17 protein-coding genes are annotated in these 20596 nt (G+C 40.3%); 10 read left to right on the plus strand and 7 right to left on the minus strand.

What is annotated here, in order from left to right:
* Positions 1-24: 24 nt before the first annotated feature.
* The 3 genes from HW120_RS04120 to HW120_RS04130 are packed head-to-tail and all read right to left on the minus strand — an operon-like array spanning position 25 to position 2217.
* Positions 25-885, minus strand: a complete 861-nt coding sequence (locus HW120_RS04120; RefSeq protein ID WP_177731105.1) for a YicC/YloC family endoribonuclease — start codon at positions 883-885, stop codon at positions 25-27.
* Between the two features lie 54 nt (positions 886-939).
* Entirely contained in the window at positions 940-1866 is a 927-nt protein-coding gene (locus tag HW120_RS04125) for a DMT family transporter (RefSeq protein WP_177731107.1), read from the minus strand.
* Positions 1867-2217, minus strand: a complete 351-nt coding sequence (locus HW120_RS04130) for an arsenate reductase family protein (protein WP_177731109.1) — start codon at positions 2215-2217, stop codon at positions 1867-1869.
* Between the two features lie 138 nt (positions 2218-2355).
* Here HW120_RS04130 and HW120_RS04135 point away from each other — a divergent pair, with 138 nt between their 5' ends.
* Positions 2356-2811, plus strand: a complete 456-nt coding sequence (locus HW120_RS04135; protein WP_177731111.1) for a DinB family protein — start codon at positions 2356-2358, stop codon at positions 2809-2811.
* Here HW120_RS04135 and HW120_RS04140 read toward each other — a convergent pair.
* On the minus strand, positions 2804-3553 hold the full coding sequence (locus tag HW120_RS04140; RefSeq protein WP_246297032.1) for a DUF3298 and DUF4163 domain-containing protein: 750 nt from the start codon (positions 3551-3553) through the stop codon (positions 2804-2806). The two genes, HW120_RS04135 and HW120_RS04140, sit on opposite strands and share 8 nt — an antisense overlap.
* Positions 3554-3657: 104 nt before the next feature.
* Between HW120_RS04140 and HW120_RS04145 the strand changes: the two genes are divergently transcribed.
* Positions 3658-4803: a cystathionine gamma-synthase gene (locus tag HW120_RS04145; RefSeq protein WP_177731113.1), complete on the plus strand. Its 1146-nt coding sequence runs from the start codon at positions 3658-3660 to the stop codon at positions 4801-4803.
* A 67-nt stretch (positions 4804-4870) separates the two neighbouring features.
* On the opposite strand, the gene HW120_RS04150 is transcribed toward HW120_RS04145, so the two are convergent.
* Positions 4871-5662, minus strand: coding sequence for a THC0290_0291 family protein (locus HW120_RS04150; protein WP_177731115.1), 792 nt, complete (start codon positions 5660-5662; stop codon positions 4871-4873).
* A 225-nt stretch (positions 5663-5887) separates the two neighbouring features.
* Here HW120_RS04150 and porZ point away from each other — a divergent pair, with 225 nt between their 5' ends.
* From porZ to HW120_RS04180, 6 genes are all read left to right on the plus strand, one after another.
* Positions 5888-8179, plus strand: coding sequence for a type IX secretion system anionic LPS delivery protein PorZ (gene porZ / locus HW120_RS04155; RefSeq protein WP_177731117.1), 2292 nt, complete (start codon positions 5888-5890; stop codon positions 8177-8179).
* 45 nt (positions 8180-8224) lie between these two features.
* Complete coding sequence (recO, locus tag HW120_RS04160; protein WP_177731119.1) at positions 8225-8938, plus strand: DNA repair protein RecO; 714 nt, start codon at positions 8225-8227, stop codon at positions 8936-8938.
* A gap of 92 nt (positions 8939-9030) precedes the next feature.
* Entirely contained in the window at positions 9031-12435 is a 3405-nt protein-coding gene (gene ileS / locus HW120_RS04165; RefSeq protein ID WP_177731121.1) for an isoleucine--tRNA ligase, read from the plus strand.
* Positions 12436-12443: 8 nt separating this feature from the next.
* Entirely contained in the window at positions 12444-12824 is a 381-nt protein-coding gene (locus HW120_RS04170) for a TraR/DksA family transcriptional regulator (protein WP_177731123.1), read from the plus strand.
* 84 nt (positions 12825-12908) lie between these two features.
* Positions 12909-13502 (plus strand): lipoprotein signal peptidase, encoded by a 594-nt coding sequence (locus HW120_RS04175; protein ID WP_177731125.1) that lies wholly within the window; start codon positions 12909-12911, stop codon positions 13500-13502.
* Positions 13503-13576: 74 nt separating this feature from the next.
* Entirely contained in the window at positions 13577-14779 is a 1203-nt protein-coding gene (locus HW120_RS04180; protein ID WP_177731127.1) for a hypothetical protein, read from the plus strand.
* A gap of 37 nt (positions 14780-14816) precedes the next feature.
* Here the strand turns inward: HW120_RS04180 and HW120_RS04185 are convergent, their stop codons facing one another.
* Both HW120_RS04185 and HW120_RS04190 read right to left on the minus strand, forming a co-directional pair.
* Positions 14817-15389: a 5-formyltetrahydrofolate cyclo-ligase gene (locus HW120_RS04185; RefSeq protein ID WP_177731129.1), complete on the minus strand. Its 573-nt coding sequence runs from the start codon at positions 15387-15389 to the stop codon at positions 14817-14819.
* The gene (locus HW120_RS04190; RefSeq protein WP_394353041.1) at positions 15382-16356 is read right to left on the minus strand and encodes a succinylglutamate desuccinylase/aspartoacylase family protein; all 975 of its coding nucleotides are present in this window, start codon (positions 16354-16356) and stop codon (positions 15382-15384) included. The genes HW120_RS04185 and HW120_RS04190 overlap by 8 nt, the downstream gene beginning before the upstream one ends.
* Before the next feature lie 126 nt (positions 16357-16482).
* On the opposite strand from HW120_RS04190, the gene uvrC reads away from it, so the two are divergent.
* Together uvrC and HW120_RS04200 are read left to right on the plus strand one after the other, a co-directional pair.
* A complete protein-coding gene (uvrC, locus tag HW120_RS04195) occupies positions 16483-18288 on the plus strand; it encodes an excinuclease ABC subunit UvrC (RefSeq protein ID WP_177731131.1) in 1806 nt (601 codons plus the stop codon).
* A gap of 1 nt (position 18289) precedes the next feature.
* Positions 18290-20491 carry a patatin-like phospholipase family protein gene (locus HW120_RS04200; protein WP_177731133.1) on the plus strand — a complete coding sequence of 734 codons (2202 nt, stop codon included), beginning with the start codon at positions 18290-18292 and terminating at the stop codon, positions 20489-20491.
* Positions 20492-20596 lie beyond the last annotated feature (105 nt).

Here is a 20596-nt window from a genome sequence, read left to right on the forward strand (position 1 = left end):
TGTTGTATTGTGAAGTTTTAGCTGTTATAAAACATTTAAAACCTGTTCTTTAATTTTTTCTAATTCGTCTTTCATCTGAACGACCAGTTTCTGCATTCCGGCATGATTCGATTTGGAACCCATAGTGTTGATTTCACGTCCCATTTCCTGAGTGATGAATCCCAGTTTTCTACCGTTTGCTTCCTGTCCGGAAAGGGTTTCCAGGAAATAATCCAGATGGTTGGTCAGGCGGACTTTTTCTTCCGTGACATCTAATTTTTCAAGATAATATATAAGCTCCTGTTCAAATCGGTTTTCGTCAACATTGACCTGCAATTCCGAAATAGCATGTTGCAAACGTTCTTTGATTGCCTGGATTCTTTCCGGATCTAAAACCAGTGCCTGCTCCATAAAACTGCGGATGTTGGCAATTCTCAAACGGAATTCTTTTTCCAGTGAAGCACCTTCATCTTTTCGGAAATTATTGATGTTAACCAACGCTTCTGTTACCACATTCTGGATGTGTTTCCATTCGTTTTCGTCAATTTCATCCCGTTCTGTTTTTAAGGCATCCGGCATCCGAACCGCCATTTTCATCAATTCGGTAATGTCGGCATCCGGAAGGATATCGCGCATCTGATTCATATACGCTTTTACAATCGGGGCGTTAACTTTTGTTGACGTTTCTTCTCCGGTAACTTCAATGTATAGGGAGAAATCAACTTTTCCGCGTTCCAGCTGTTGTGCAATCTGATTGCGAAGTCCCAATTCCATTTCGCGAAAAACAGAAGGCATACGAACGTTAAGGTCGAGCCCTTTACTGTTTAAAGACTTAATTTCTATAGTAATTTTTTTGGTTGGCAATTGCAAAGAAGCCTTGCCGAAACCAGTCATCGATTGTATCATATAAAAATGTAATAGCTACAAATGTACTAAAAAGAGTTCAGTATGTTAAAAAAGTTAAGTAATCCCTTTTTTGTCAGCTTGTTTCTCCTTTTTCTGCGTAACCAGATAAACGCCTAAAAAGATTAAAAGTGAGGAGCCTATTTTTACCCAGCTCAGCTCGTCTTTACCCAGGCTTATTGCAAAAATGGAAGCGAAAAAAGGCTGCAGGTAAATAAAAACCGCAACGGTTGTGGGTTTTAACTCTTTCATGGATAGCAAGTTGAGTAAATACGTCAGGAAGGTGGAAACCACAATCACAAAACCGATTTTCCAATAGACGCTAAGCGGCATACTGTGCCATTCGATTTGCTGAAATTCCTGCCATCCGAAAGGAATTACCATTATAAAACCAAAAAGATAAATCCATTTCACAAAGGTGTACGGACTGTATTTGTCCATTAATTTTTTAACCAGGATAAGGTAAAAACCATAAGAAACGGCATTTACAAAGACTAAAAAGTTACCCAGGGCGGCATTTGGGGCGTTAATCATCGACTTTCCGTAAAGAATCAAAAGTACCGTTCCGGCAAGTCCCAGAAAAATACCGGCTACTTTTTGCCGCTGCATGCGTTCCCGCATAATAATAGCCGACAAAACCAGAACGATCATGGGTGTGGTGACCATTAAAACGGCACCCATAATGGGAGAAGTATAGCTTAATCCCTTAAAAAAAGTAAGCATGTTAAACGCCACGCCAAAAAAGGCAGCAGCAATAATCCGGAAGAAATCCTTTTTGTCGATTTTTTGCTTTTTGGCAGGATTGAGCCGGTTAATTCCTATCGAAGCCAGCCAGAACAATAAGGTTGAACCGCCTACGCGCATAAAAATAAAACCGAAAGCATCCACATAAGCAGGCATGACATCCTTAGCAATCGTAAAGGTCACCCCATAAATGATCGCTACCGTCCAGGCAGCCATCAAGGCATAAGTACGTTTGCTCATTTAGCCCAGGAATGCAATAGCTGCGGCAACCACTTTAGGGCTGTTTCCCACAAAAGCTTTTCCGTCAATAAGAATAACCGGACGGCTTAAAAAAGTATAATGCTCTAAAATATACCGTTTGTAATCGGCCTCTGTCAGGACTTCATCTTTTAAACCCATTTCTTTATACAGTTTGGCTCTTTTGCTGAAAAGCACTTCATAATTACCGGTAATGGCATGGATTTCTTCCAGTTGTTTTACCGTCACAGGAGCTTCTTTAATGTCCTGTAATTCGAAAGTATCCAGATTTGGAAGGGATTTCAAAATGCGTTTGCAGGTATCGCAGGTTTTTAAATGGTATATTTTTCTCATGATAATTGTCAAAAAATGTTGCTGCAAAAATAGTAAGAAACTTAACGAATATAAGCGAATCGGATTCAATTTTAGTTTCTGGAGAAACCGGCTCTTTTTTGAATTTATCTTTTGACTACATTAGCGGAAAAGAAAAGTATGAAAACAAGTTTTGATATTTCAAGAAACAGCAGGGATAAACTTTTAGCTGTTTTGGAAAGCCATTCTCTGGAACAACTCAATAAAGTGCCGGCCGGATTTAGTAATAACCTGATCTGGAATATTGCCCATATTGTGGTGGTACAGCAAATGCTGGTATATAAATTATCCGGATTGCAGATGCAGGTATCGGATGAGATGGTAGAAAAATACAAACGCGGCACAAAACCGGAAGCAGATGTTACGGCGGCAGAAGTGGAAGCCGTTAAAAAACTGCTGCACACCACTATCGATACCACCGAAAAGGATTATAATGCCGGGCTGTTTCAGGAGTATACCGAATTTAAAACGATGTCAGGTTTTGTGATTAAAAACGCTGCAGAAGCGATTGAATTCAATAATTACCATGAAGGTATTCATACGGGTATTATCATGAGCATCCGCAAGTTTATTTAAGGATCAGATAAGGTTCCAGCGCATCATAGGATAAGAGCAGTTCCCGCGGACCGTCAACATAAGGAGCGATTTCGTAAGTGTTGTAGTAAAGGATCAGGCCTTTATCGGAGAAAACATACGTTTGTGGCAGTTGGAAAACCTCGTCTTCAAACATCAGTCCGCCTTCGTTAATAGGTTTGTTTGCCGGTATTTTGAATTTCTCGCGGAACTTTTTCTCTGCAAAAGCAGTTAGTCCTTTTTTATCTTTTAAAAAGTCTTTTTCTGTAATGGTCTTTCCGGTTTCGGCATGAACAAGTATGGAGCGTAAGCCGCTATATCCGTGGGCACCGCCGGTAAAGGTGTAATGTTTTAAAGTGATGTTGATAACCTTGTCCGAATGATAGGCTATTTGTCCGTCAATACTGGCTTCCCATACCGGCATGTGGTCATCCGGGAATTGGGTGGTCACATCTGTATACGATTTGATGAATAAATCCATCAGCTGGGTGTAGTTGGAAGCATTGTACGGTTTTTCGCCAAAATAGATAATCTCCCGTACCGTATTGAATACGGCATTGTTGATGCTGTCCTCAACTACAGGACTGTTTTCGGCTATAGGAACATTGATTTTTACCTGGGTACAGGAGGAATCACAAGGTGTTTTACTCTGTTTTTCATATACGATATTCTCGAATTGTATTTCTTTTTTCTGGCAGCTGACTGTTAAAAGTCCGATTAGAAGAAAATAAGCGATATGTTTCATGGTAAAAATGTGTTAATAATTCATAAAGGTACAATTTTCTATATTGTCAACAGAAAATAAAGGGTAAATTTGCTTAGTTTATTTGGTAAATAAAGAACAGATTTATGAAATTTAATACAAAAGCTATACATGGTGGTCAGCACCATGATCCCAGTACAGGGGCTGTAATGCCGCCTGTATATCAGACCTCTACGTATGTACAGACAAGTCCTGGTGTGCCTTTGAATGAGTACGAATACAGCCGTGCAGCGAATCCTACAAGAACAGCTTTGGAAAATGCCTTAGCCAGTATTGAAAACGGAACACGCGGTTTGGCTTTTTCTTCAGGTCTTGCGGCTACCGATTGCGTTTTGAGATCGTTAAAAGCAGGTGATGAAGTAATTGCAATGGACGATTTATACGGTGGAACATACAGAATGTTTACCCGTATCTATAAAGATTCCGGAATTGTTTTCCATTTTGTGGATATGAATGATCTGGGAAAATTCGAATCGTTGATTAATGCCAATACCAAATTGGTTTGGGTGGAAACACCAACGAATCCTTTGATGAAACTGGCCGATATTGCAGCTATTGCAGCCATTACGCAAAAACATAAAATCATTTTTGCAGTCGATAATACGTTTGCAACGCCTTATCTTCAAAAACCGTTGGATCTGGGAGCGGATATTGTAATGCACTCGGCGACAAAATATTTAGGAGGACACTCCGATGTGATTGCCGGAGCGTTGATTGTGAAAGATAAAGCATTGGGTGACCAATTGCATTTTCAGCAATTTGCAACCGGAGCCACATTAGGACCACAGGATTCGTTCCTGGTACTAAGAGGAATTAAAACCCTGCATTTAAGAGTACAAAGACATTGTGAAAACGGTGCTAAAGTAGCGGAATTTTTAGTGAACCATCCTAAGGTTGAAAAAGTGTATTACCCTGGACTGGAATCACATCCTTTTCATGAAATTGCTAAAAAACAAATGATTGGCGGTTTTGGCGGAATGGTAACATTTACATTCAAGTCCGGCAAGAAAGAAGATGCGATTGACTTCCTTGAAAAAGTGGCAGTATTCACTTTGGCGGAATCATTAGGCGGAGTAGAATCGTTAGCGAACCATCCGGCCTTAATGACGCATGCTTCGATACCGGAAGACAAACGTAAGGAAATTGGTATTTCGGATGACCTGGTACGTTTGAGCGTTGGGGTAGAGGATATCGATGATCTTATCGAAGACTTAAAACAGGCTTTAGCATAAGCGCCATTAAAATACAAGCACAAAAAAACCGGGAATCTCCCGGTTTTTTTATTGTTATCGTGTACTGTTAATTCAGGTAGTAGATATAACCTACGTTTAACCAGACTAACCAGTCGTTTGCTTTGTTTTCTGTGTAGATGTTCGGATCAGGATTTAAACCGTCAACCCAGTTGGAGAAATAATACTGGAAACGTAAATCAATCATTAAGTCCGATAATTCCGTTAGTTTATAACGTGTTCCGACACTGGAAACGATTGACCATGCATTGCCACCGTCATTTTTCACAGCGCCCATATATTTTGTAGGCGTTACATTAGGATTGGTACCCAGGTTTGGCCCTAAAGTAGAATACGCTTCGGTATCGTAAAAGCTGAAATGTGCACCCAGACTCACAAACGGAGCCCATGCACCCGGAGTAACGGAGAAATCACGAATACTCAAAGGGAAATATTCCAGCTGCATTCCAACGTCGGTTACAGCAGTCGAACCTCGCATCCCTCTAAGCTGATTGGCCATAACAGACTGTTTGCTGTCCTGTACCCATTGCCCGAAATGTTTCAGTTTTGTTTTGCTGTATGATAATTCTGTACGAAGTTTGAAGTGATCGTTGAAATATGTTTCAGGAGTATAACAATTACATTCGGCGCGGTATGAAAAGTTGAGATAATGCACAATACCAACTCCAAAACCGGTATTACCGGCATCGGTTTTAAAATCGCTTCTTTCTCCATAATCAGACTGGAAAGCCACAGGACCGGCGATAACCCCAATTTCATGAGAAAAACCAAACTGAGCTTTTACGGAATAACTGGTTCCTAAAGCCAGAGCTAATAGGAGGTTTACAATTTTTCTAGGCATTTTCACTAAAAAATAATAACTTTTCTTGACAAATATATAAAAACATATTTCACCGTAATAAAAAAATGATAATATGTTGAAAATATAATGGATAAAACCAAAATGTTGCTTTGAGGTTAACAAAACAATCCTTCTTTTTAAAGATAGTGAATCTTTGTGATAAGAATTATACAAAAGAGAAAATAATTGCGTTTTAGTCTATATTTGTAAATCAATATTCCGTTAATGAAAAAAACACTTTATATTTTTTTAATACTGATTACCACTGTTAGTTCATTCGCCCAGCAAAATCAATTGTGGAGAGGTTTTTTTTCGTATGCGGAAGTAACTGATATTGCAGCAACTCCAATACGGGTTTTTACGTCTTCCGAAAATGCGGTTTTCTCGAAAAGCCTGATTACAAATGAACTGAAGACCACCACATCAATTAACGGACTTAAAGCCGAAACGATAACGGCTTTGCATTTTAGTGTCACGAAGAATAAAACATTTGTCGGGAATAATAACGGCTTGCTGCTGATTGTCAATGAAGCGGACGGCAGCATTTTTAATGTTGTGGATATTGTGAACAAGCCTTCGATAGCACCCAATAAGAAAAAAATAAACCACCTGTATGAAAGTGACGGAAAGCTTTATATTTCCTGCGATTTCGGAGTATGTGTGTACAATCTTGCCACTTCAGAGTTTGGTGATACCTATTTTATTGGTCCGGCCGGACAGGAAGTGGAAGTTTTGCAAACCACTATATTTAACGGTTTCATCTATGCCGTAACCCGGAATAACGGTATCCGTAGAGCAAGTGTGGGGAATCCCAATTTAGTGGATTTTGCACAATGGCAGGAATTTGATTCCGGAAGCTGGCTGGGAGCGGTGACCTTAAATAATAAATTATTCCTGGCGAATACCAATAACCGTATTTACAGTTATACCAATGCGGCGATCCAGGAAGTTTATACCACCGGACAACAGGCTGTCAATTTTAAGGCTGCCAATGATAAACTGGTGTATACCTCGGCAAATCATGTTTATGTTTTTGATAATGTAATGGTCTTGCAGGCGCATATTACCCAGATTCCGGATGTCGTAACAACCTTTACCTGTGCTGTTGCTGCCGGGAACAATATTTTTATCGGGACAAAAGACAGGGGGATGTTCAGTACAACGGTACTGAACCCGATGAGCTTTGAGAATAACACCCCGAACGGACCTTTTAAAAACAGGATCTTTTCACTGAAAAAAGCGCCGAGTGCTTTATGGGCAGTGTATGGTGATTATACCAGAACCTATAATCCGTATCCGTTGGATTCTTACGGGATCAGTAAGTTTGTGGACAATGTCGGCTGGTCGCTAATTCCCTATGAAAACCTGGCAGAGGCAAAATCACTGAGCCGTATTGCGGTTAACCCGAATAACGAGAACCAGGTTTTTGTAAGTTCTTTTTATTCCGGACTTTTAAAGATAGAAGGCAACAGTTTGTCCGCTCTTTACACCAATTTGAATACCGGAACAAACGGACTGGAATCATTGTTACCGCCGCCGGTTAATGATGTAAGGGTAAACGGACCGGCTTTTGATAAAAAAGGAAACCTGTGGATGACAAACAGCAGGGTCAATAAAGGCTTAAAAGTTTTAAAGACCGATAACCAATGGGCTTCTTACGATTTGAGCAACGTAACGGTAGCGCCCAAAGACGATAGTTACAGTACTATTGTTGTGGATAAGAACAATACCAAATGGATCCCGTCTTTATATAATGGGGTGATTGCCTTTAATGAAAACTACGGGAACAAATTTATACTGATCAAAACAGGTGCCGATGAGGGAAATCTTCCGGATAATGATGTGAGAGCAGTGGCAATCGATACGAAGAACCAATTGTGGATCGGTACCTATAAAGGGTTGAGAATATTGCCGAGTGTCGATCGGTTTTTAAGTGAAACAACACTAACAACAAATGCGATTATCATTCTGGAAGACAATCTGGCTCAGGAGCTTTTCTATCAGCAGAGTATCACGGATATTGCTGTAGACGGGTCCAATAATAAATGGATAGCGATTGCAGATGCCGGTGTTTTTCAGGTTTCTCCAAACGGACAAAGTGTACTGCACAAGTTTACAAAAGAAAACTCACCGTTGCCAAGTAACAATATCAACGATATTGAAATTGACGGCGTCACCGGAGAAGTGTTTTTTGCCACCGATAAAGGGCTGGTTTCTTTTAAAGGAACAGCAACAAAGGCCAATGATGACCTGAACAATGTATATGTGTTTCCAAACCCGGTACGTCCCGGATTTAGCGGCGAGGTAAACATCAGCGGACTGATTGACAAAGCCAATGTGAAAATCACCGATATTGAAGGAAACCTGGTTTTTGAAACCACCTCGCAGGGAGGAACGGTGATGTGGGATACTACGGCATTCGGAAAATATAAAGTAGCCTCCGGTGTTTACATGATTTTTATTGCTTCTGATGACGGTGCCGAAACAAAAGTGAAAAAAGTAATGATTATCCGTTAACGGCTATATTCCCGGATAATTGCCATTATTCCAATATTGTAAAAGATGCTTGTTAAAACAAAAGCAATCGTTCTTAGTGCCCTTAAATATCAGGAAAAAAGCCTGATCGTAAAATGCTTTACGGAATCGGACGGACTGAAATCCTATTTTGTGCAAAGTGCCTTTTCCGGCAAAAAGAGCAATCAGAAAATAGCCTATTTTCAACCGCTGACACTATTGGAAATAGAAGCGAGTCATAAGAACAAAGGAACGTTGGAGCGTTTTAAGGAAATCAAACTTTCAACGCCGTATGCTTCCATTAATATTGATATTGTAAAAAGTACAATTGTCATGTTTCTTTCCGAGATGCTGCACAATACCATCAAGGAAGAAGAAAGAAACGGAAACCTTTTCTCCTTTCTGGAAACAGCCTTGCTATGGCTGGACAATCACGATGAGGTTGCTAACTTCCACCTGATGCTGTTGCTGGAAATGACCAAATTTTTAGGCTTTTATCCGGATACTTCGGATGACGGGCTGCCTTTTTTTGAAATGACAGAAGGCATGTTTGTGCCCTTTCACGGAATAAGCTGTCTTTCCGAACACGAAACCCGGCTTTTCAAAAAGCTCAAAGACCTGAAATTCGACAGCGATCAGAAGGTGTTTAACGGAATGGAAAGGCAAGTACTGCTTAGAATACTACTCGATTATTATACTTTTCATTTTGACGGTTTTAAAAAACCCCGGTCACTGGATGTGCTCAAAGAAGTTTTTTCCTAAAAAGGCTTTGCAAACTGCTATTTTCTAATTGTCTTAACTAAGAATTATTCAAAAATCCGTACTTTCGCGAATTGATTAGAAAAAACGACAAAATGAGTACGAAATTTACTGAATACAAAGGACTTGATTTGCCAACAGTAGCATCTGAGGTGCTTGATTTTTGGAAAGAGCAAAACATCTTTGAAAAGAGTATCACTTCGCGTGAAGGAAACCAGCCATTCGTGTTTTTTGAAGGACCACCTTCAGCAAACGGATTGCCGGGTATTCACCACGTGATGGCACGTTCCATTAAGGATATTTTTTGTCGTTATAAAACTCAAAAAGGATTCCAGGTAAAGCGTAAAGCAGGCTGGGATACTCACGGACTTCCGGTAGAGTTAGGAACGGAAAAAGAACTGGGAATCACGAAAGAAGATATCGGTACCAAGATTACCATTGCAGAATATAACGAAGCGTGTAAAAGAACCGTTATGCGTTATACAGACGTGTGGAATGACCTGACCGAAAAAATGGGCTACTGGGTAGATATGGAAGATCCGTATGTTACCTACAAATCCAAATATATGGAAAGCGTTTGGTGGCTGTTAAAGCAGATCTATGATAAAGAGCTGATGTACAAAGGCTATACCATCCAGCCGTACTCGCCAAAAGCAGGTACCGGACTGAGTTCCCATGAGGTTAACCAGCCGGGAAGTTACCGGGATATTACCGATACAACAATAGTAGCGCAGTTTAAAGCAAAAGAAGAAACGTTACCGGACTTTTTAAAAGGTTTCGGAACGATCCATTTCCTGGCATGGACGACTACGCCATGGACGTTACCGTCCAATACCGCTTTAACGGTAGGACCTAAAATCGATTATGTTTTAGTAAAAACCTTCAACCAGTACACGTTCGAGCCGGTAAATGTCATCCTGGCAAAACCGCTGTTGGCAAAACAGTTTGCAGGGAAATATTTCCTGGCAGAAAGTGATGCCGATTTTGAAAACTACAAACAGGAAGATAAAAAGATCCCGTATGCAGTACTGGCAGAAGCAAAAGGAGCAGATTTAGTAGGAACGCAGTACGAACAATTGTTAGCCTATACGTTACCGTATCAGCATCCGGAAAACGCTTTCCGCGTGATCCCGGGTGATTTTGTAACCACAGAAGACGGTACCGGTATTGTACATACGGCGCCTACATTTGGTGCGGATGATGCTAAAGTGGCAAAAGAAGCGGTGCCGGAAGTGCCGCCGATGTTAGTATTGGATGATGCCGGAAACCCGGTTCCACTGGTAGATTTACAAGGTAAATTTATCAAACAGATGGGAGCCGAGATGGGCGGTAAATATGTAAAGAATGAATATTATAACGATGGTGAAGCTCCGGAACGTTCCGTTGATGTAGAGATCGCTATCATGCTGAAAGAAGCGAATAAAGCTTTTAAAGTGGAAAAATATGTCCATAGTTACCCGCATTGCTGGAGAACGGACAAACCTATTTTATACTATCCGTTGGATTCCTGGTTTATCAAGGTAACCGAAATCAAGGATAGAATGTTTGACCTTAACGAAACGATCAACTGGAAGCCGAAAGCAACCGGAGAAGGACGTTTTGGAAACTGGTTGAAAAATGCAAACGACTGGAACTTATCCCGTTCCCGATATTGGGGAATTCCGTTGCCTATCTGGAGAACGGAAGACAAATCGGAAGAACTGATAATCGGTTCGGTAGCAGAATTATATGCGGAAATTGAAAAAGCAATAGCTGCGGGATTACAAACGGAAAACCCGTTTAAAGGATTTGAAATCGGTAACATGAGTGAAGAGAACTACGATTTGGTAGACCTTCATAAAAATATCGTGGATACAATTACGCTGGTTTCACCAGGCGGAAAACCGATGCAGCGGGAAAGCGATCTTATCGACGTATGGTTCGATAGTGGTTCGATGCCGTATGCACAATGGCATTACCCGTTTGAAAACAAAGAACTGGTGGATAACAATATTGCTTTCCCGGCAGATTTTATTGCTGAGGGAGTAGACCAGACCAGAGGATGGTTTTATACCTTGCATGCCATCGCTACGCTGGTATTTGATAAAGTAGCCTATAAAAACGTAGTTTCTAACGGACTGGTATTGGATAAAAACGGACAGAAAATGTCCAAACGTTTAGGAAATGCCGTTGACCCGTTTGAAACCTTAAAAGAATATGGTCCGGATGCTACGCGTTGGTACATGATCTCGAATGCGAATCCTTGGGATAACCTGAAATTTGATATTGAAGGGGTGGCAGAAGTGCGACGTAAATTCTTCGGAACCCTTTATAATACCTATTCTTTCTTCTCTTTGTATGCGAACATTGACGGTTTCCAATATCAGGAAGCGGAAGTGCCGCTGGAAGAAAGACCGGAAATTGACCGTTGGATCCTGTCGGAGCTGAATACATTGGTAAAGAATGTGGATGAGTTTTATGCAGACTATGAGCCTACAAAAGCGGCGCGGGCAATATCCGATTTCGTTCAGGAAAATCTGAGTAACTGGTATGTGCGTTTGTGCAGAAGACGTTTCTGGAAAGGAGAATATGCCCAGGATAAAATCGCGGCCTACCAAACCTTATACAGCTGTTTGTTAACCGTTTCGAAGCTGGGTGCGCCAATTGCTCCTTTCTTTATGGATAAACTTTACAGAGACTTAACGCAGGCAACACAGTCGGAACAATATGATAGTGTACATTTGGCCGAGTTTCCGCAATACGTTGAAAACTTTGTTAATAAATCGTTAGAAAGCAAAATGCAGAAAGCACAAACGATTTCTTCACTGGTTTTATCCCTGCGTAAAAAGGAAATGATCAAAGTGCGTCAGCCATTGCAAAAGGTAATGATTCCGGTACTTGACGAAGAACAACGTTCTGAAATTGAGGCGGTTTCCGACCTGATTAAAGCGGAAGTAAACGTTAAGGAGATTGAGCTTTTAGACGATGCTTCAGGGGTATTGGTAAAACAAATCAAGCCTAATTTTAAAGTTTTAGGACCGCGCTTTGGTAAAGATATGGGATTGATTTCCAGTGAGATACAAAAATTCACTCAGGAGCAGATCAGTCAATTGGAGAAAGAAGGCAGCCTGGCGCTTGTTATCTCAGAAAAAAGTGTTAATTTAACAACTGAAGATGTAGAGATTTCTTCACAGGATATTGAGGGTTGGTTGGTAGCAAATTCCGGAGGGATTACAGTGGCATTAGATATTACCATATCTGATGAGTTAAGGAAAGAGGGAATCGCCAGAGAGTTAGTTAACCGTATCCAGAATATCAGAAAAGATTCGGGATTTGAAGTAACGGATAAAATTAAAGTTCATCTGCAAAAAAATGTGCAATTAGAAAATGCAATCTTGAGCAATGAGTCCTATATAAAGTCAGAAACGTTAACCGAAGCCTTAATTTTTGAAGAAAACATCAACAATGGTATAGAAATTGAGTTTGATGACATTAAAACAAGAGTATTAATTTCAAAATAAAAGAAATTATGGTGGATGAAAAAATAAGATATTCCGACGCTGATTTAGCTGAGTTCAAAGAATTAATCTTGAAAAAGATGGAAAAAGCAAAAGCGGATTTGGATTTGATTAAAAGCGCCTACATGAATGACCTTAATAATGGTACAGACGATACGTCACCAACCTTTAAAGCATTTGAAGAAGGTAGCGAAACCATGTCTAAAGAAGCGAATTCACAACTGGCTATCCGTCAGGAAAAATTTATCAGAGATTTGAAAAATGCGTTAATCCGTATTGAAAATAAAACGTATGGTATCTGTAAGGTAACCGGAAAATTAATAAACAAGGAAAGATTAAAATTAGTTCCGCATGCTACAATGAGTATTGAAGCGAAGAATTTACAACGTTAATCTTTTCAAAATCTTTTAAAACGCTCCGTATGGAGCGTTTTTTATATCAATAATTCTCTTATTTTTGTGCTCAAATTATAAAAAATGTCCTTAAGAAAATCCTATTTATTAGTCATATTGGTTTTGATCATTGATCAGCTGTCTAAAATCTATATCAAAACAAACTTTGTATTGAATGATGAGGTTTATGTTTTTGAATGGTTTAGAATTCATTTTATTGAAAATGAAGGTATGGCCTGGGGAGCTGAAATTCCGGGAACTTATGGGAAATTATTTCTGACACTTTTTAGAATTGTAGCAGTTTGCGGTATCGGATACTGGTTGTATGATTCTGTGAAAAAGAACAGTTCGAATTACCTGATTGTAGCGGTGGCTTTAATATTAGCCGGAGCTTTCGGGAATATTATTGACTCTGTTTTTTACGGCGTTATCTTTAACGACAGCTTCCATGAACCGGCATCATTATTTGCTTCCAACCCTTACGGAACGTGGTTTCACGGAAAAGTAGTAGACATGCTGTATTTCCCTATCTGGGAAGGTAACCTGCCCAAATGGCTGCCATTGTGGGGCGGTAAGCATTTCACATTCTTCAATGCTATTTTTAATGTAGCCGATATGGCAATATCGGTGGGAGTAGGGATTCTGATCGTATTTAATAAAAAAGCTTTCGGAAAATAGAAAAAAAGTAAGAATTTTATGTTTTATTAGGAGGATTTTTTATTTTTGGCACCTTAATTTTAAAATGAATTATTGTGAAAAAAATAATACTGTTTTCATTGTTTCTCTTAATCTTTATTGGGTGTAGTTCCGATTCTTCTGTAGGAAACCCGGGAAATCCTGAGCCAACGCCTGCTGTACCGCCTGTACTGGTTACATTGGCAACTACATTTCCCAGCGGAAATATTCAGTTTAATGCTACAGTGCAGTCATTAGGTGATGGTTACCACGAAAGAGGATTCTGTTGGGGGTATAATACTAATCCAACCAAGGATTTAACAAACTACATTGCAGCTGATGGATCCGGAACCGGAAATTTCTTTAAAATTACGCCATATACGGATATACTGGATCTTGGCGGACGGGTCTATAATGTGAGAGCCTATGCTGTTACCGGAACCGGAATAGTTTACGGAAATAATCTTACAATGACTACACCACTCAAATATTCGTTGGCGACAACAGCTGTAAAGGAAATATATACTAACAGAGCTTCTTTTAACGGGAATGTCATTTCGAATGATTCGCATTATGGTAATGTGGCCGAAAAAGGCTTTTGTTACAGTACTTCGCCAAATCCAAGTTTGACAAACGGGACAAGTGTAAATATGACGGGTATGGTGACAGATCCTAATGCTTTGGGTGATTATTCGAGAGTAGTACAGGGATTGATCATGAATACGGTGTACTATGTGAGAAGTTATGGCAAAGATTATAATGGGGAAGTTTTCTATGGAAATGAAGTAAGTTTTAAAACGGCAGGTCAGATAGGTGCTTCAGGAGGTTATGTGTTTTATGATAAAGGAGAAACAACTAATGGATGGCGTTACCTGGAGGCGGCTCCGAATGATCTGACTTATAATGGTTCCAATGTTATGACCTGGGGATGTTATGGATCAATAATAGGCCAGACACAGGCAATTGTGGGTTCCGGATTAGAGAATACGCTAAGAATCCTGTCGGTATGTACTAATAACGGTACGGCAGCAAAGGTTTGTGATGCCTATTCGGTAAACGGACTTAATGATTGGTTTTTACCATCTATTGAAGAATTAAAAATCTTTTATTTAAGTTCTGTCGGGGCATATACGATTCCAACGGCTTCACCAAGGGAATATTGGTCGTCTACGGAAAAAAATATGGATCAGGCGCAATCGTACGACACGCAATATTCCAGTATAAATGAGTGGGAATATAAAAGCTACGGAAAAAAAGTAAGAGCAATCCGCAGGTATTAACGGGTTTGCAGATAATATAAAAAAGGGTGATCTTTAATCACCCTTTTTTTATTGAGTATGTCTGATGAGGCGTAACGATATAATCCAGTTGCACATCCTGCGGAATGGTGTCAGGAATGATTGCTTCGGCCTCAAAAAAGGAAAGCCCTACTTTGATGATGTCTGTCCTGCATTCGGCTAGGAAAGTGTCGTAAAAGCCCTTTCCGTAGCCTACGCGGTGCCCGTTTGTGTCAAATGCCAAAAGCGGTACAAAAACCACATCTATTTTGGAAGAAGGCACTTCGATCCCGTCAACCGGTTCCGGAATATTGTACTCGTTTTTCCTGATCCGGGTATTGTCGGTTAGCAGGAAATGCGTCATTTTGCGGGTTTCAAAATCCGATTTCGAAATAATGATGTCTTTGTCTTTTCCGGCCAGTATCTGCAGGATAAATTCGGTGTCAACTTCTTTGTGCTCGGTTATCGGCAGGAATAAATGATAATAAGTTTTATCCCAGATGTCCAGTTGCAGCAGCCTGTTGGCAATAGCCAGGCTTTGCTCTTCCACTTCATCCGGCGAAAGCTGCCGGCGTAATTCCTTATATTTTTTTCGAAGCGCTTTTTTATTCATTGCTGAGGGAAGTTGAAATATGATAAATGGCATCTCCCTGGTACACTATGGGAGCATCGTTTACATTGATGATATAGCCCGAATTGGGTGCTTTGAGCCTGTGCTCGATCTTGCCGTACGGATCGGAAATGGTTGCCAGTAAATCACCGCGTTCCACATAACGGCCCACTTTGGTATGACCGTGAAACATTCCGGAATATTTGGCGCGGATCCAGCTGGATTTATTAATGTAAATGCTCTTGTCTTCGGGTATATGCGTTTTCTTTCGTCCGTTCAGCATGTCAAAATGATGTAAAATCCTTTTGGCACCTTCAACGCCCTGTAAAGTAATTTCGTCATTAAAATCATTTGACTTTCCGCCTTCAAACAGTAACATCTTGACCCCTAATTTATGACAGGAATTGCGGAAAGAACCACTGATGTTTTTGGAATACAGCGTGAAAGGAGCATGAAACACATCGGCTAGGTCTTTTAACTCCTTGTTATCCGGAATGATCCGGATCTGTGCGGTATTAAAACGACTGGCGCCGCCGGCATGAAAATCAATGGCATAATCCACATGCGGGATGATCTCCTTTAGCAGGTAATAGGCAAAACGGCTGGCAAGCGAACCCATTTTACTGCCCGGAAATACGCGGTTCAGATCCCGTCCGTCCGGAAACTCCCGGGTTTTGTTCACAAATCCGAAAACATTGATAATCGGAATACAGATAACCGTGCCGCTTTTCGGTTTGTTGATTTTCTGTATAATCAACTGCCGGACAATTTCTGTTCCGTTAATTTCATCGCCATGAAGGCCGGCTGTGAATAAAACGGTTGGACCGGGAACTTTGGAACGTTCAACGATAATCGGGATTTTTAATTTTGTCATCGTGTGAAGCTTGGCAATTTCCATATTGATGGTCTTGCTTTCACCCGGTAAAACAGTCTCTTTTAGGATGGTAATATCCTTATGCTGGTAATTCATAATTGTAATCAAAAGATAAAAATATACAATTATAGCATACCGGCGCTAAGTTGTGGGTTGTTTTTCGCTTTTCAGAAATGTTATTCGTAATTTTGAATTAAATTCCGATAAAACAGAACCGCATCAATGAGTATTCCTTCTTTAGAACTTCAAATACAAACATTACCCGATAGTCCCGGGGTATATCAATATTATGATAAAGACGGAAAAATATTATATGTCGGGAAGGCTAAAAACTTAAAGAAAAGGGTTTCTTCTTATTTTAATAAAATCCACGATACGGCAAAAACCAATGTACTGGTTAAAAAAATTGTATCGATCAAGCACATCGTTGTGCCTACGGAAACCGATGCGCTTTTATTGGAAAACAACCTGATTAAAAAATTACAGCCGCGGTATAACGTCCTGCTAAAAGACGATAAAACCTATCCCTGGATCTGTATCAAGAAAGAACCTTTTTCGAGAATATTTCCAACCCGTAATATGGTAAAGGACGGCTCGGAATATTTCGGTCCCTATACCAGTTTTAAAACGGTACATACGCTTCTGGAGCTAATCAAGGAATTATACCCGCTGCGAACCTGTAATTACGACCTGAGTAAAGCTAATATTGACAGCGGAAAATTTAAAGTCTGCCTGGAATACCATATCGGTAACTGTAAAGGACCCTGTGAAGGATATGAAACGCTGGAAAATTATCAGAAACATGTCAATGCCATTCGCGAAATTCTAAAAGGGAACTTTAAAGAAAGCTTAAAAGACTTTAAAAAACACATGACCGAACTGGCAATGGACATGCGGTTTGAAGAAGCTCAAAAAATAAAAGAGAAAATCGAAGTGCTGGAAAATTACCAGTCCAGATCGACGATCTTAAATCCGAAAATATCCAATATCGATGTCTTCTCCATCGTTTCCGATGAAAGTATGGCCTATATTAACTTTCTTCAGATTTCGCACGGGGCGATTGTCCGTTCGCACACGATGGAGCTGAAAAAGAAACTGGAAGAAACCGACCAGGAACTGCTGGAACTCGCTGTTGTGGAACTTCGCGAGCGTTTTCACCTCAATTCAAAGGAAATAATAGTGCCTTTTGAAATAGATATGGGTGAGGCCATCCGGGTAACGGTACCGAAACTGGGCGATAAAAAACAGATTCTGGACCTGTCGGAACGCAACGCGAAATACTATCGTCTGGATCAGCTGAAACAAATTAAAATTGTAGATCCGGACCGCCATACCAACAGGATTATGGCGCAGATGCAAAAAGACCTGCGTTTGCCGGTGGAACCACGGCATATAGAATGTTTTGATAACTCCAATATCCAGGGAACGAATCCCGTTGCCGCCTGTGTGGTGTTTAAAGACGGAAAACCAAGTAAAAAAGATTACCGCCACTTCAATATCAAAACAGTGGAAGGACCCAATGACTTTGCTTCAATGGAAGAGGTGGTATACAGGCGGTATAAGCGCCTTTTGGGCGAAAATGAACCGTTGCCGCAGCTAATCATCATCGATGGTGGTAAAGGACAGCTGTCGTCGGCGTTAAAAAGCCTGGACGATTTGGGACTGAGAGGTAAAATTGCAATTATCGGCATAGCCAAAAGACTGGAAGAGATTTATTATCCGGGTGATTCGGTGCCTTTGTACCTGGATAAAAAGTCGGAAACATTAAAAACGATACAACATCTTAGAAATGAGGCGCATCGTTTCGGAATCACTTTTCACAGGGATAAAAGAAGTAAGAGTGCGCTGCAGACTTCGGTGGAAACCATTCCCGGAATTGGCGAGAAAACGATGATTGCGTTACTAAAACATTTTAAATCTGTTAAAAGATTGACTTTGGCAACGGAAAAAGAAATTTCTGACGTTGTGGGGCTTTCAAAAGCCAAAAAAATTACCGAATTTTACAAGGCAACCAATGCTACTAAGTAACATGAAAAATATATTACTGCTATTTTTAAGCTTTTGTTTAGTACAATCGGTGTTCTCACAGGAAAAAAGACCTAAAGTAGGGGTTGTTTTGAGTGGTGGCGGAGCAAAAGGCCTGGCACATATTGGTGTGTTGAAAGTGTTGGAAGAAGCCGGTGTTCAGGTTGACTATATCGGCGGAACCAGTATGGGCGCCATCATCGGCGGACTGTATGCTTCCGGATATTCCGCCCGGCAATTGGATTCCATTTTTCGCGAAGTCGATTCCGACGCGTTGTTACAGGATTATATTCCCCGTTCCTCAAAGAGTTTTTTTGAAAAACGAAACGATGAAGTGTATGCTTTGGCCTTGCCCTTTAATAATTTCAAAGTAGGCGTACCAACAGCCCTTTCAAAAGGATTGTATAACTATAACCTCTTAACGCGGTTAACGAACCATGTGCGCCATATCCGCGACTTTAACGAACTGCCGATACCGTTTGTCTGTATCGCCACCGATATTGAAACCGGAGAAAAAATTGTGTTGCGAAAAGGCGTATTGCCGCAGGCTATTCTGGCAAGCGGTGCTTTTCCGTCGTTGTATTCTCCTGTGGAAATAGACGGAAGAATACTCGTAGACGGTGGTGTTGTGGATAATTACCCCGTTGAAGAACTGAAAAAAATGGGTGCCGATGTGATCATCGGAGTTGACGTTCAGGATGGTCTAAAAGACAGGACAACAATAGGCGGTGCCACCGGAGTGCTTTTGCAGATCACCAATTTTTCGATGATTGAAAAAATGGAAGCCAAAAAAAAGGCTACCGATATTTATATCAAGCCTAATATTCACGGGTATTCTGTAATTTCTTTCGATCAGGGAGGTGAGATTATCAAAAAAGGTGAAGAAGCGGCTTTTACCGTTTATGAAGATCTGGTTAAATTGGGCGCCATCGCCAGTAAGTCAAGGCTTTTTGAACCAAGACGATTAACAGATACCTTAAAAGTTGCCGATATACATGTAAAAGGACTGGAAGGCTATACCCGAGCCTATGTTTTAGGGAAGCTGCGCTTTCATCCCAATTCAAAAATAACTTATGCCGCATTAGACAAAGGCATCAATACCCTGAATGCTACACAAAACTTTAGTACAATTTCCTATTCTTTTGATGAAGCCGAAAAAGGAGATAACCTGATCCTGACGCTTAAAGAAAATCCGATAAACCGCTATCTGAAATTCGGTCTGCACTATGATGAACTGTTTAAAAGTGCCTTATTGCTGAATGCGACCCAGAAAAAATTCATACTTAAAAATGATGTTATTGCCCTGGATGTTATTTTAGGAGATAATTTCAGGTATAATCTGAATTACTACATAGACAACGGTTTTTACTGGAGTTTCGGAGTGAACTCAAGATACTACAGGTTCAATAAAAATGTGGCCACCGATTTTAGCGACGGTCAGCTGCTTCGGGATCTGGGACTGAAATCGATTAATGTTGATTTTTCTGATTTTACCAATCAGATGTATTTTCAGACCGTTTTTGCGCAGAAGTTTCTGATCGGCGCCGGACTGGAGCACAAACATTTAAAGATCAGATCGTCCACGCTGGAAAATAACTCGCCGATTTTAACAAGTGATAACTATTTTTCCGCTTTTGGAAATTTAAAATACGACTCCTTCGATCAGAAGTACTTTCCGAAAAGAGGATGGTATTTCTTTGGCGATTTCAGAACGATTTTATACTCGGATAAAGGCGAAGACCATTTGAGCCAGTTTTCAATTGCCAAAGCCGATGCCGGAATCGTAAAGACATTCTTTAAAAAGCTTTCGCTGAAATTGCAATCGGAAGCCGGATTTACCATCGGTAACCGTTCCGTTCCGTATTTTGACTTTGTTCTGGGTGGTTACGGATATACGACCATCAATAATTTCAGGCATTTTTTAGGTTACGACTTCCTGAGTATTGCCGGGGATAGCTATATAAAAGGAAGCGGTACGCTCGATTATGAGTTTTATAAAAAGCACCATATTAACTTTACGGCCAACTATGCTAATGTGGGAACAAGGATTTTTCGTACAACTGACTGGTTTTTAAAGGCACAGTACTCCGGATATGCTTTGGGATACGGATTTGAAACCTTAATTGGTCCGATTGAGATAAAACACAGCTGGTCACCGGAAACGAAAGAAAATTACACTTGGTTTAGTGTAGGATTTTGGTTCTAAAATTGCAGGAAACGTTTAAAAAGCGACATTTTTTATATTAAATGGTATTTTATATGTGAATGTTTTTAAAAAATTCTATTTTTGAAAACTAAAAAAAACCAAAAA

The organism is Flavobacterium inviolabile, from assembly GCF_013389455.1.
GTDB lineage: Bacteria > Bacteroidota > Bacteroidia > Flavobacteriales > Flavobacteriaceae > Flavobacterium > Flavobacterium inviolabile.

Coding starts and splice junctions, on each gene's coding strand:
- HW120_RS04120 (WP_177731105.1), bottom strand. CDS start 885: ATGATACAATCGATGACTGGTTTCGGCAAGGCTTCTTTGCAATTGCCA.
- HW120_RS04125 (WP_177731107.1), bottom strand. CDS start 1,866: ATGAGCAAACGTACTTATGCCTTGATGGCTGCCTGGACGGTAGCGATC.
- HW120_RS04130 (WP_177731109.1), bottom strand. CDS start 2,217: ATGAGAAAAATATACCATTTAAAAACCTGCGATACCTGCAAACGCATT.
- HW120_RS04135 (WP_177731111.1), top strand. CDS start 2,356: ATGAAAACAAGTTTTGATATTTCAAGAAACAGCAGGGATAAACTTTTA.
- HW120_RS04140 (WP_246297032.1), bottom strand. CDS start 3,553: ATGAAACATATCGCTTATTTTCTTCTAATCGGACTTTTAACAGTCAGC.
- HW120_RS04145 (WP_177731113.1), top strand. CDS start 3,658: ATGAAATTTAATACAAAAGCTATACATGGTGGTCAGCACCATGATCCC.
- HW120_RS04150 (WP_177731115.1), bottom strand. CDS start 5,662: ATGCCTAGAAAAATTGTAAACCTCCTATTAGCTCTGGCTTTAGGAACC.
- porZ (WP_177731117.1), top strand. CDS start 5,888: ATGAAAAAAACACTTTATATTTTTTTAATACTGATTACCACTGTTAGT.
- recO (WP_177731119.1), top strand. CDS start 8,225: ATGCTTGTTAAAACAAAAGCAATCGTTCTTAGTGCCCTTAAATATCAG.
- ileS (WP_177731121.1), top strand. CDS start 9,031: ATGAGTACGAAATTTACTGAATACAAAGGACTTGATTTGCCAACAGTA.
- HW120_RS04170 (WP_177731123.1), top strand. CDS start 12,444: ATGGTGGATGAAAAAATAAGATATTCCGACGCTGATTTAGCTGAGTTC.
- HW120_RS04175 (WP_177731125.1), top strand. CDS start 12,909: ATGTCCTTAAGAAAATCCTATTTATTAGTCATATTGGTTTTGATCATT.
- HW120_RS04185 (WP_177731129.1), bottom strand. CDS start 15,389: ATGAATAAAAAAGCGCTTCGAAAAAAATATAAGGAATTACGCCGGCAG.
- HW120_RS04190 (WP_394353041.1), bottom strand. CDS start 16,356: ATGAATTACCAGCATAAGGATATTACCATCCTAAAAGAGACTGTTTTA.
- uvrC (WP_177731131.1), top strand. CDS start 16,483: ATGAGTATTCCTTCTTTAGAACTTCAAATACAAACATTACCCGATAGT.
- HW120_RS04200 (WP_177731133.1), top strand. CDS start 18,290: ATGAAAAATATATTACTGCTATTTTTAAGCTTTTGTTTAGTACAATCG.